General features: G+C 53.5%; 12 protein-coding genes. 5 read left to right on the forward strand and 7 right to left on the reverse strand.

Features of this window, described 5'->3' with window-relative positions:
* Positions 1-133 precede the first annotated feature (133 nt).
* The 4 genes from ACVBEJ_RS01900 (at position 134) to ACVBEJ_RS01915 (ending at position 6044) form a co-directional block, all read left to right on the forward strand.
* Positions 134-1987: a DUF294 nucleotidyltransferase-like domain-containing protein gene (locus tag ACVBEJ_RS01900; RefSeq protein WP_447127900.1), complete on the forward strand. Its 1854-nt coding sequence runs from the start codon at positions 134-136 to the stop codon at positions 1985-1987.
* The gene (locus ACVBEJ_RS01905) at positions 1988-2677 is read left to right on the forward strand and encodes an exonuclease domain-containing protein (RefSeq protein WP_447127901.1); all 690 of its coding nucleotides are present in this window, start codon (positions 1988-1990) and stop codon (positions 2675-2677) included. It begins immediately after the preceding gene.
* 450 nt (positions 2678-3127) lie between these two features.
* Entirely contained in the window at positions 3128-5026 is a 1899-nt protein-coding gene (locus ACVBEJ_RS01910; RefSeq protein WP_447127902.1) for a propionyl-CoA synthetase, read from the forward strand.
* Between the two features lie 13 nt (positions 5027-5039).
* Positions 5040-6044: a YhdH/YhfP family quinone oxidoreductase gene (locus tag ACVBEJ_RS01915; protein WP_447127903.1), complete on the forward strand. Its 1005-nt coding sequence runs from the start codon at positions 5040-5042 to the stop codon at positions 6042-6044.
* A 144-nt stretch (positions 6045-6188) separates the two neighbouring features.
* Here the strand turns inward: ACVBEJ_RS01915 and ACVBEJ_RS01920 are convergent, their stop codons facing one another.
* The gene (locus ACVBEJ_RS01920; protein ID WP_447127904.1) at positions 6189-6614 is read right to left on the reverse strand and encodes a hypothetical protein; all 426 of its coding nucleotides are present in this window, start codon (positions 6612-6614) and stop codon (positions 6189-6191) included.
* 83 nt (positions 6615-6697) lie between these two features.
* Positions 6698-7237, reverse strand: coding sequence for a pyridoxamine 5'-phosphate oxidase family protein (locus ACVBEJ_RS01925; protein ID WP_447127905.1), 540 nt, complete (start codon positions 7235-7237; stop codon positions 6698-6700).
* An 87-nt stretch (positions 7238-7324) separates the two neighbouring features.
* Here ACVBEJ_RS01925 and ACVBEJ_RS01930 point away from each other — a divergent pair, with 87 nt between their 5' ends.
* Positions 7325-7561, forward strand: coding sequence for a hypothetical protein (locus tag ACVBEJ_RS01930; protein WP_447127906.1), 237 nt, complete (start codon positions 7325-7327; stop codon positions 7559-7561).
* On the opposite strand, the gene ACVBEJ_RS01935 is transcribed toward ACVBEJ_RS01930, so the two are convergent.
* The 5 genes from ACVBEJ_RS01935 to narJ form a co-directional block, all read right to left on the reverse strand.
* Positions 7515-8150 carry a Fic/DOC family protein gene (locus ACVBEJ_RS01935; protein WP_447127907.1) on the reverse strand — a complete coding sequence of 212 codons (636 nt, stop codon included), beginning with the start codon at positions 8148-8150 and terminating at the stop codon, positions 7515-7517. The two genes, ACVBEJ_RS01930 and ACVBEJ_RS01935, sit on opposite strands and share 47 nt — an antisense overlap.
* Positions 8151-8246: 96 nt before the next feature.
* Positions 8247-8741 carry a molybdopterin-guanine dinucleotide biosynthesis protein B gene (gene mobB, locus ACVBEJ_RS01940; protein WP_447127908.1) on the reverse strand — a complete coding sequence of 165 codons (495 nt, stop codon included), beginning with the start codon at positions 8739-8741 and terminating at the stop codon, positions 8247-8249.
* Between the two features lie 248 nt (positions 8742-8989).
* Positions 8990-9826: a peptidylprolyl isomerase gene (locus ACVBEJ_RS01945; RefSeq protein WP_447127909.1), complete on the reverse strand. Its 837-nt coding sequence runs from the start codon at positions 9824-9826 to the stop codon at positions 8990-8992.
* Positions 9827-9924: 98 nt separating this feature from the next.
* The gene (gene narI, locus ACVBEJ_RS01950; protein WP_447127910.1) at positions 9925-10605 is read right to left on the reverse strand and encodes a respiratory nitrate reductase subunit gamma; all 681 of its coding nucleotides are present in this window, start codon (positions 10603-10605) and stop codon (positions 9925-9927) included.
* Positions 10606-10686: 81 nt separating this feature from the next.
* Complete coding sequence (narJ, locus tag ACVBEJ_RS01955; protein WP_447127911.1) at positions 10687-11424, reverse strand: nitrate reductase molybdenum cofactor assembly chaperone; 738 nt, start codon at positions 11422-11424, stop codon at positions 10687-10689.
* Between the last annotated feature and the right edge of the window lie 48 nt (positions 11425-11472).

The raw sequence follows: 11472 nt of genomic DNA on the forward strand, positions 1-11472 counted from the left end.
TGCGAGTCTTCTTACGGTGTTTCTCAAAGCCATCTGTCAGGGATTGTTGGCGCATCGGTATCTCTGGTTTGTGGATATGCTGCTATTATCGCTCAAACGATGAATTAATCAGAGTTGCCTTAGAAGAAAACCGATGACCATCAGCATAGAAATTCAGGCAGTGCGCGAGTTTATTCAGCAATGCCCACCGTTCGATGAACTTCCAGACGATTTGCTCACGCTGGCAGCCTGCAATATCCAGATCGACTACCACCGCAAAGGCAGCGACCTGAACCTGACCACCCAGGCAACACCGCGACTGTATATTGTGCGCAGTGGCGCCTTTGAAATACGCAACGAACATAACGAGTTGCTGGACCGGGCAGAGCCCGGCGGTTATTTCGGCTTCCCTTCCCTGCTGACCGGCCAGGCCATCAGCAATCATGTTCATGCCCTGGAAGACGGCTTGATCTATCTTTTGGACGAAGACAGCTTTTCCCGGCTGCGTTCCAGCAATCGCGTATTCGACCGGTTTTTCAATCAGGCTCACGCCAAACGACTGCGCGGTGCACTGCGGGTGCGCGACAACAGCTTTCACCTGACCCAGCGGGTGGCGGAGCTGATTGGCCGCGAACCGGTGGTGGCCCAGCGCAGCGAAACCGTTGCCCAGGTAGCACAACGTATGACCGAACAACGGGTATCCGCCGTCATGGTGGTGGACCACGGCAAACTGTGCGGGCTGATCACCGACCGCGACCTGCGCGCCCGGGTACTGGCGGAAAACCGCAGCTACGACACCGAAGCCCACCGGGTAATGACCCACAATCTGACTACCATCAACCCCGACAGCCTGGTGTTTGAAGCCACGCTGCTGATGACCGAAAAAGACATTCACCACGTTCCCATAGTGGATGACAAGAAACCCATCGGCATGATTACCGCCACCGATCTGGTGCGCTCGCAAAAATCCGACCCGGTGTATTTGATTGGCGAACTGGGCAAACAAAAAGACACAGAAGGGTTGCAAAAAGTTTGCCGGGACATCCCGGAACTGTTGCGCAATCTGATTCAGGCAGACGCCAGCGCCGAACAGATTGGTCGCCTGCTCACTTCTGTTACCGACGCCCTGACCCGGCAACTGATCACCCAGGCCATAGACACCCTTGGTCCGGCACCGGTGCCTTTTGTATGGCTGGCGTTCGGCTCCCAGGGGCGGCGCGACCAGACCGCTGTATCCGACCAGGACAACGGCCTGCTGATCAGCAATAACCTGACGGCGGAGCAGGCCCCCTACTTTCAAAAACTCGCCCGCTACGTCAACGATGGCCTGAACCTGTGTGGCTACAAATACTGCCCCGGCGACATTATGGCCAGCACCCTGCGCTGGCGGCAGCCGCTGGAGCAATGGCAAAAAGAATTTACCCAGTGGATTCACCAGCCTTCCAGCAAAGCGTTGATGCACGCCAGTATTTTTTTCGATATGCGCCCGGTGTACGGCGACGATTATCTGTTCGATGAATTACAGCAGGGCATTCTGAATGCCGCCCGCAACAACGATATTTTTCTGGCACAACTGACCGCCAACGCCTTGCAACTCACACCGCCGCTGGGCTTTTTTAAAAACTTTGTTCTCGAACACAGCGGCGAACACAAAAACCGTTTCGACGTCAAACTGCGCGGCATCATGCCCCTGACCGACCTGGCGCGCATCTACGCATTGGCCAGCGGGGATGGCGAAATCAGCACTCGCCAGCGCTTGCTCAATGCCGTAGACAACGGCGTACTGTCGTTAAAAAGCGCCCGCAATTTGCTGGATGCCCAGGAATTTATTTGCCACCTGCGGCTGGAGCATCAGGGCGAACTGTTAAACCAGGGAAAAACCGCAGACAACTACATAGCCCCCCGCAACCTGTCCAGCCTGGTGCGCCACCAACTGCGCGATGCCTTTGCGGTAATCGTGGATGCGCAATCGGTCATGCGCAAAGAATTTACCGGCGGGTTGATGTAAATGTTCAGCCACTGGTTCAACAACCGCCGTCGCCAAAAGCTATTACAACAGTGCAGCGATACCACCATGCAAAGCTACCTGGCGACACAAACTCCAGCGCCCCAGGATGATTTTCGCAATGCCGAATACCTGGTCGCCGACCTGGAAATGACTGGCCTGAATCCCGCTGAGGATCATATTTTAAGTATCGGTTTTGTACCCATTATCAACGGCAAAATACTGCTCGCCCAGGCGCAACATATTCTGGTAAACAGCCGTTTGGGTGTGGGACAAAGCGCCACCATTCACGGCATTCACGACGCTGAACTGGAAAATGCCCTGCCCGTAGCAGACGCCCTGAAACACCTGCTTGACGCCCTGCGCGGGCGAGTACTAATCCTGCACAGCGGCACCATCGACCTGGCGTTTATCCAACCGTTGTGCAAGCAACTGTTTAATGTGCCGTTGCTGGCACCGCTGATCGACACTCTGGAAGTGGAAAAAAAACGCCTGGCCAATAGCGGCAAGCTAGACCAACTCCCCCAGGATGGGCTGCGCCTGTTTACCTGCCGGGAACGCTACAACCTGCCCCCTTACAACGCCCACAATGCTCTGGCAGATGCACTGGCCACAGCGGAGTTATTTTTGGCTCAGGTGAGTTATACCTGCGACCACAGACCGCTGCCATTGAAGTATTTTTTGAGCCGGTGATTTTTAGAAGCACCCAATAGATTTTTGTTCTTCCATTGTATAGTGGCGCTCAGGGGCTGATAGTGCTATTCCAGACACGCTGCAAGTACATCCCTGTAAGCTCGGATGCGACTTCCCTGTCGCATACGGTCTGGAATAGCACTATCAGCCCCTGAGCTTCATATCGTGCGTCGGCGTATTTTTCGATAGAGATAAAAGTGAGCGATAGTTGACATGAAAATCAGCGGCAGGAAGGGCTTTTCCAAACTGTATGCGACAAGGAAGTCGCATCCAAGCCTATAGGGATATATTCACGGCGTGTTTGGAAAAGCCCTTCCTGCCGCTGATTGCCACCAAACCAGAAAAAAACAACCTCGCTCACCAAAAAGAGTCCGACCAATGTCGAATTCTTACTCCGGCATATCTCAACTACAGTGTTCCTACTCTCAAGACGCTTAGCGAGACACAGCCATGGTCAGTCAACAGCCCTACCAACAGCAATATTGCCAATTCCAACAAGACCCGGAGCAATTCTGGCGCGAGCAGGCAGACTTGATTCAGTGGTATCGAAAGCCGCAAAGCATTCTCAGCAAAGACAACAACGACTACTACCGTTGGTACAGTGACGGTGAATTGAATACCAGCTACCTGTGTCTGGACTATCACATCGAACAGGGGCGAGGTAAGCAAGCTGCCATCATTTACGACTCACCGGTAACCAACACCCGGTACAGCCTGAGCTACGAACAACTGCGCGACCAGGTGGCGCAATTTGCCGGTGGCCTGCGCAGCCTGGGTGTTGAAAAAGGCGACCGGGTAGTGATTTACATGCCCATGGTGCCGGAAGCGGCGGTGGCCATGCTCGCCTGCGCCCGCCTGGGTGCGGTGCACTCGGTAGTATTTGGTGGCTTTGCTCCCCATGAACTGGCAGTGCGTATCGATGACGCCAAACCCAAAGTGCTGGTGACCGCCTCCTGCGGCATTGAGGTAGACAAAATCATCGCCTACAAACCATTGGTGGATACCGCCATTGCCAGCGCCGAGCACAAACCGCAGCACACCGTATTGCTGCAACGCAACCAGTGCCAGGCAGACATGAATGCTCCCATGGATATCGACTGGCAACAACTGATGGCCGATACCCAGCCCGCCGAGCCGGTACCGGTGCTGGGTACCGACCCGCTGTACATTTTGTACACCTCTGGCACCACCGGCAAACCCAAAGGCGTGGTGCGGGACAACGGCGGTCACGCGGTGGCCATGCGCTACAGCATGAACACCCTGTACGACGTTCAGCCCGGCGATGTGTACTGGGCCGCATCCGACGTGGGCTGGGTGGTGGGGCACTCCTACATTGTGTACGCACCACTGCTGACCGGCTGCACCACCATTTTGTTTGAGGGCAAACCGGTGCGCACACCGGATGCCGGTGCCTTCTGGCGGGTGTGCGCCGACCACAAGGTAAAAGTCATGTTTACCGCCCCCACCGCCTTCCGCGCCGTGCGCAAAGAAGACCCACAGGGCACCCTGCTGCAAGCCTGCGACATTGGCAGTCTGGAACGTATCTACCTGGCAGGAGAGCGTCTGGACCCATCCACCTACCAATGGCTCAGCAAACACACCGGGCTGCCGGTACTGGACCACTGGTGGCAAACGGAAACCGCCTGGGCCATTGCCGGCAATCCCGCCGGGCTGGAGTTACTGGAGCCCAAAGCCGGTTCCGCCACCGTGCCCATGCCCGGTTATCAGGTGGACATTCTCGACGAAAGTGGCGCACCGGTAAGCGCCAACAAACAGGGTTTGATTGCCATAAAACTGCCCCTGCCACCCGGCACGCTGGCCACCATCTGGGGCAACCACGAACGCTTTGTGGCGGGCTATCTCAAGCAATTCCCCGGCTACTATGTCACCGGCGACGAAGGCTACATGGACAACGACGGCTACCTGTATGTGATGGGCCGCGCCGACGACGTGATCAACGTGGCCGGCCACCGCTTGTCCACCGGCGAAATGGAAGAAATTGTCGGCGCCCACCAAGCCGTGGCCGAATGCGCCGTAATCGGCGTTGCCGACGAGCTGAAAGGACAAATGCCCCTGGGACTGGTGGTACTGAAAGACGGCCAGAACATCGACCCCGCCACCCTGTCAGAACAACTGCGTCAGGACGTGCGCAAACAGATCGGCGGCATCAGCTGCTACAAAAACACACTGGTGGTGGACCGCCTGCCAAAAACCCGCTCCGGCAAAATATTGCGCCGCACCATGCGCCAGATTGCCGATGGACGGGAATATCAGATACCCTCCACCATTGACGACCCTGCCATTCTCGACGAAATCAAACAGCAACTGGCCACCGCCAGCAGTTTATAAAACGGAGCCCACTATGAGCCAACAAAACTACACCGCCTTTGTGGTGGAAGAAATCAACGAGCAGTTTGCAGGCCGTTTGCAAAACCGCTCGCTGGACGCACTGCTGGAAGAACCGCTTGCGGACGAATTACTGGTTCGCGTCAGCTATTCATCCCTGAACTACAAGGACGCCCTGTCCAGCACCGGCAACAAAGGCGTTACCCGCCACTACCCCCACGTACCCGGCATTGATGCGGTGGGCACCGTTGCACAAAGCGGCAGCGAACAGTTCGCCGAGGGCGATACCGTGATCGTCACAGGCTTTGACCTGGGCATGAACACCGACGGCGGCTACAGCCAATACATTCGCGTACCCGCTGCCTGGGCCTTGCCACTGCCTGCCGGCCTGGATCAGCAGCAAGCCATGATACTCGGCACCGCCGGGCTGACTGCTGGCCTTAGCGTCAGCCGTATCTGCAATCAGTTAAACCCCGACGACGGCCCCATTGTGGTATCTGGCGCCAGCGGCGGTGTCGGCTCACTGGCAGTGGCCATGCTGGTAAAACTGGGTTATTCGGTCACCGCCATCTCTGGAAAAAATGCCGACTTTCTCAAGCAACTGGGGGCAACGGAAGTCGTACCCAGGGCAGAATTTGCAGAACCGGAAAAGCGGCCACTGTTAAAAGCCCGCTTCGCCGGAGCCGTGGATACCGTGGGCGGCGATATACTCGCCAATATCATCAAATCCATCCAGCCCGGCGGTGTCGTCACCTGCTGCGGCAACGCCGCCTCCCCCAACCTGCCGCTCACGGTATTCCCGTTTATCCTGCGTGGAATCACCCTGGTCGGTATCGACTCCCAGGACTGCCCGCTGCAAGAGCGCACACAGGTGTGGAACAAACTGGCCAGCGACTGGAAACCGGAGCAACTGTTAGCGCTGTATCAGGAAATCACCCTGCAAGAGCTGGATGAGAATATTGAACGTATTTTGCAGGGCAAAATTCAAGGTAGGGTTTTGGTGAATGTGTCGGGCGGTTAATGCCATGAAAATTTACTAAAACGTACGTTGAATACGCGATGTGGGCTTTTCAAGACCGTCGGCGACAAGGAAGCCGCTGTCGAGCGTACAAGGGTGCTTACTTTGAGGCAAAAGGCACAGCGTGTCTTGAAAAGACCATGTCGCCTATCTTGTGAACTCCTTAGCATCAATAAATCCCGGTCTGATAACCAACAGGGATTTATTGATATATCGGTTCTCGCCATCCCGATAAGTATCCAGAGACATATCCCCTGAAAGCTCATAAATCGCCCACCCGGATGAAAAGCTATCAAGCAACTCTTGATTCCCGAGGATAAAATCCTGAGCCTCTCCCGGGTTAGAAAAGGCAATACCGCCCGGATACAGCCCCCAAAACAGTGGGCCAAACTTGACGACACCCTTCCCTTCCGAAAGTGCCTTTTGGTAGCTTAAATCACCAATGGTAAATATTGGGGAATTTATCTCAGAACGCTGTATTGGATTGAAGGCATCCTTTACGCCCAGCCAGATAATCAATGCCGAAAAAACCAAAACAATGGCTGTGTATTTTATAAATTTCACTGTTTTCATAAATGCAGGATCGGGCTATAACGCTGTAGTTTTTGGCAGCCGTAGCAACCTAAACAGAAAAATAAATCTGCCCCCCCTTTTCGTTAGATTATTCCAGTTTTCTTACCATCAAGGCTTTTGGTATTTTTCTCTCGCCAATATTCCTCAACGCCTTCTCGACCTTTATTATCGGCCCATTTTCTCAGTGTCGGCCTCTCACCAACTAATTCATAAAAGGGCACAGCATAACCACATGATGTTTGAACTATATCTAAATCTAGCTCAAATATTTGACGTGCCCCAGTGTATTCGGGAAATAGCTTTACCTGACTAGGCCAATCGCCATCCCGAGGATGGATAACTTTTGCTTGGCCATACAGTCTCAATATAAGTGGTTGTTTATCAAATGAGCAGAACATTATGGTCATTCGATTATTTTCTAGAATGTGGGCAGCAGTTTCATTTCCACTTCCAGTAAGATTGAGCCACGCCACTTTAGAATGATTTATTACTCTAAAACTATCCATGCCTTTCGGGGAGACATTGACAGACCCTTCACTTGCAGCCGTACCAACAAAGAAAACATGTTGGTTCTTTATGAACTCAATATGCTTTTCAGTTAAGACTTCAAACTTTTCTGCCATATGACTTCCTTATGTGTAACAGCTCGTTAACGAGTCTTCGGCCCAATAACAATTATAATCGGGCCACCAAACCCGGAATGTAACATATTGAGTTTTAAAGAAAACAGCTTCAAACACATCAGTATTTCACGTAAAATGCCGCCTATGTCTACAAAAAAACTAACAACGACCAATCGCTACCTGACAGCTACCGAACGGCGTTCTATGCGCATTCGCACTATTGCCAGCTCCACCGCTATTGAAACTGGCGAAGATATTCAGGCTATCGAGAAAAAGCTTATTCGGGAAACCCGCTCTCGCTATCACGTAACACTTGCCGGATAAGTTTCCCCAGTGGTTCATAGTTGCAATCCCACCCCGCCTGAATGGCGCTGAAATACTGGCTCTTTTTGTTATCCAACAGGCTGAAATCAAGTTCCGGCCATCCGGCCTGAAGTGCCATAATATTCGCAAGTAGCCTCGCCAATCGGCCATTTCCCTCACGAAATGGATGCACCAGAATAAATTCAACGTGAATAGTGGCAATTGCCTGCACTAACTGTTCTTCGCTATATCCTTCGCAAGGGGTATAAACAGACAGGTATTTTCTGTCTAATTCATCCAGCAGACGTGAGATTTGCGATGCAGCAGCGAACTCTACATCTCCCTTTCCCATATTGACCGAGCGTTGCCTGCCAGCCCATTCGTAAACATTACCCAACCACCTGTGGTGCCAGGCAGACAAGTCTGCCGCCGTAATGACCTGGTCGGTGGAAACATCAGAAATTACATCTTCGTACAGGAGGTCAAGCAACTCCAGCTCTACCTGATCCATCTCTACCGACGAAGTAATGTCTAACTTATTTAACAGAACCTGATTATTAGACCCAGGCTGGTTGGCCTTCTGGGTTGCCCGAAGTGTCGTATCGATCATTCATTGCAGCCTGCCTTTTCTAAAGCCGGATTACCATTTTACTGAGGCAGTGTAACAAGCTCTGTCGAAAGTTGGATATATTGACGGCTTACCGCTTTAACAGGCATCGAGGATCGAGCATGCAATAACCTCTATTTCATTCAAATCCAAACCCAACTGTCCCGCCGCAATCACCGCTTTAGACATATCATCCGTCGCCACCGCCACCACATTCACCGCATCCGGCATTGGCTCCGGATTGTGATCTGGCCGCACTACTTGCAGCTTGGGGTGCGGGGCGTATTTGTAGCCTTCAACCAGCACTATATCTACCGGATCAAGTTTGGCGATCAGTTCATCCAATGAGGGTTCCTGTTGGCCGCGCAGTTCGCGGATCAGCGCCCAGCGATCCGGAGAGGCAACAATCACCTGACGGGCGCCAGCCATGCGGTGACGGTGGCTATCAGTGCCGGGGTCATCCACTTCAATGTCGCAATGGGCGTGTTTGATGGTGGCCACGCTCAGGCCTCGGCGCTCGAACTCGCCGATCAGATGGGTAATCAGGGTGGTTTTGCCAGAATTTTTCCAGCCGATGATGCCGAATATTTTCACTAGCTGGGCCTTGTGCATTTTAGTAATTCGAGCTTCGTAGATTGTGGTCGCACGTCTGACGTCGCAAGTCGCACGTTGTCGAGCACAGCTCGACGTTGGTGTGAAGCCATTCTGTAGCCCGGGTAGAGCGCAGCGTAACCCGGGGTTGTGGGCTAGCTTATTCCCGGGTTCCGCTGCGCTCTACCCGGGCTACGAGGTGCTTGGTTTTAGCGTGCGACGTCAGACGTGCGACGTGCGGCCCAGTGTTTTTACATCAAATTCTCATCCATATCACCAAGTTCAATCCCTTGAATATCTGCCTCTCGAACAAGGCGCTGCAGGTAGTTACTCAGGGCCCGGCGGTGGTTGCGTTCGCCAAGGTAGTTGGCGATTTTCTGGTGGGCGGCTTCGTAGGGTACGGTTTCGCCCTCCACTTTTTGATCCACCATTACCACGTGGTAACCGTAGCGGGTGGCGATGGGCAGTTGCGCCAGGCCTTGTGGCAGGTTGAACAGTTGGCGCTCGAATTCTTCCACGGTCTGACCTTTGCTCACTTGCCCCAGCGAACCGCCCTGCTCCCGGGACGGGCAGGCGGAAAACTGCTCTGCCAAAGCACCAAACTGTTGCGGATTGTCTTGTAATTTTTGCAACAGGTTTTCCGCATTGGCTTTGGCCAGTTCGCGGTCATCCAGTGCATCCGGTGCCGCTGGCAGCAAAATATGGCGCACTTCCATCAGTGGTGGCGAACAAAACTTCTCGATGTTGGCGTCGTAGTAACGGCGGCATTCGTCTTCGCTGGCATGCTGAGCCGGAATTTCTTTGTTCAGCAATTCGCTGATCAGGTCTTCCCTGTCGTTGGCGGCCACTTCTGCATCCGCTTGTATCAGGCCCAGTTTGCGCGCTTGCTGAATCAACAGCTCTTGCAATACCAAACCGCGAGCGGCGCTGAAGGCGGCGTCTTCGATGGACTCCGCCGGATGGTTTTGCAGCTCCATACGCAAAGCGTTTTTGTCGATGGCTTTGCCGTTGACGGTGATGTTTGGGGCCAAGAGCTTTTCTAATGGATCACTCTGGTCGCTGGCGATTAGATTTGGTGCGTCACTCATAATCTTCTCCGTTTGAAGTTCGACGTTGGACGTTCGACGAAAACTCCGATCCAGCTACGAAGCTTCTCGTCGAACTTCAAACGTCGAACGTCCAACTGTTATACCTTCTGCCGAACCAACTGATATTTGCGACCAAAATACCACACCGGAGCGCTAACGATATGCACTAATCGGGTAAAGGGAAACACGACAAACAAGGTCACACCGAGGAACACATGGGCCTTGTAAATAAAGTGTACCGGGGCGATATTGGCCACCGCTTCGGCCATGTTAAAGGTCACAATATTCTGTGCCCAGTTAGCCAGCATCACCATCACCGAGCCGTCCAGGTGACCGGTGGAAACCACAATGGTGCTCAGCCCCAAAATCAGTTGGATGTACAGCAGAATCAATACCAGAAAGTCAGAAAAGCGGGAATTGGCTTTTACTCGTTCGTCGCTAAAGCGGCGTACAATCAGTCCGGTAAGACCGACAAAACACAACAGGCCAAAGGCGCCACCGGTGACCATGGCAACCATTTGTTTGGCTTCGGTGCTGATCACGTAGTGGTAAACCGACTCTGGCGTCAGCAGGCCGGCGATGTGACCGCAGAGTACAAAGATAATGCCGATATGAAACCAGTTACTGGCCCAGCGCATGTTTTTTTTGCGCAACATCTGGCTGGAATCTGCACGCCAGCTGTAGGGTTCTTTTTCAAAGCGAATACAACTGGCGATCACGCAGATTGCAAAGGCAATGTAGGGATAAATCCCGAATAAAAATGTGTTGGAGAAAGACATTTTGTTACTCCTACCTTTTCAAGGCTTTTGAATTGGGTCTTGTCATTGCGAGCGCAGCGCGGCAATCCAGGGTCTTTAAAGTCACTGGATTGCCGCGTCACTACGCTCCTCGCAATGACGGCTGGCATCCATCCACTGCACTGGCTTTTCCGCGTCTCTGGGTATGTCCACTGGTTTGTTCAAACCGCAACTGGCACCACCGTCTGCCGGGTTGGAGAAGGTTACTGCTTCTTCCTCCCACAGCTTGTCGATGGCTTCCGGGGTGTCGTCACGGTCTTCGCTTTTGGCGGTTTCCAGCAGTTCGGCCATTTCCACCCTGGCTCCGGCGATCACCAGCAGGGCATCGAACAAACAGTGGTAATCACTGCTGCGCTCCTGCAGGCGGGCGCTGACCATGGCGAGTATTTCGCTCACATCCGCCAGGCCCACGCGGGCGTCGATGTCGTCGCGAGTGGACAGATATTCCAGATACAGGGGGATGTAATCCGGCAATTCTTTGACATCGATTAAAAAGCCCGCCTGTTCGTATTGGCTCATCAAATCCACCATGGCCTGACCGCGATCGCGGGATTCCCCGTGCACGTGTTCAAACAGCAACAGTGACAGTGCCCGACCGCGATCAAACAGGCTTGTGTAGATTTCCTGGGCGTCCATCAGGTCGCTGTCGCAGAGGCGATTGACCAGTGCGGCAAGCTGCTGGCGGGACGGCGGGGGAATTTCTTTTGCCGCAGCAATAGCCGCATTTAATTCATCCCGCCCAGCCTGCAACTCAGCGCTGGGGTAGTTCATTAGCAGGGAGATAACCTGGAGTATTTTCACGACATATTCTCCACACTTGGGCATACCGTAGGGTGGATTAGCCGTAGG

The sequence above is a fragment of the Porticoccus sp. GXU_MW_L64 genome (assembly GCF_052983295.1).

Coding starts and splice junctions, on each gene's coding strand:
- ACVBEJ_RS01935 (WP_447127907.1), bottom strand. CDS start 8,150: ATGATCGATACGACACTTCGGGCAACCCAGAAGGCCAACCAGCCTGGG.
- ACVBEJ_RS01905 (WP_447127901.1), top strand. CDS start 1,988: ATGTTCAGCCACTGGTTCAACAACCGCCGTCGCCAAAAGCTATTACAA.
- ACVBEJ_RS01910 (WP_447127902.1), top strand. CDS start 3,128: ATGGTCAGTCAACAGCCCTACCAACAGCAATATTGCCAATTCCAACAA.
- ACVBEJ_RS01900 (WP_447127900.1), top strand. CDS start 134: ATGACCATCAGCATAGAAATTCAGGCAGTGCGCGAGTTTATTCAGCAA.
- ACVBEJ_RS01925 (WP_447127905.1), bottom strand. CDS start 7,237: ATGGCAGAAAAGTTTGAAGTCTTAACTGAAAAGCATATTGAGTTCATA.
- ACVBEJ_RS01920 (WP_447127904.1), bottom strand. CDS start 6,614: ATGAAAACAGTGAAATTTATAAAATACACAGCCATTGTTTTGGTTTTT.
- ACVBEJ_RS01945 (WP_447127909.1), bottom strand. CDS start 9,826: ATGAGTGACGCACCAAATCTAATCGCCAGCGACCAGAGTGATCCATTA.
- ACVBEJ_RS01915 (WP_447127903.1), top strand. CDS start 5,040: ATGAGCCAACAAAACTACACCGCCTTTGTGGTGGAAGAAATCAACGAG.
- narI (WP_447127910.1), bottom strand. CDS start 10,605: ATGTCTTTCTCCAACACATTTTTATTCGGGATTTATCCCTACATTGCC.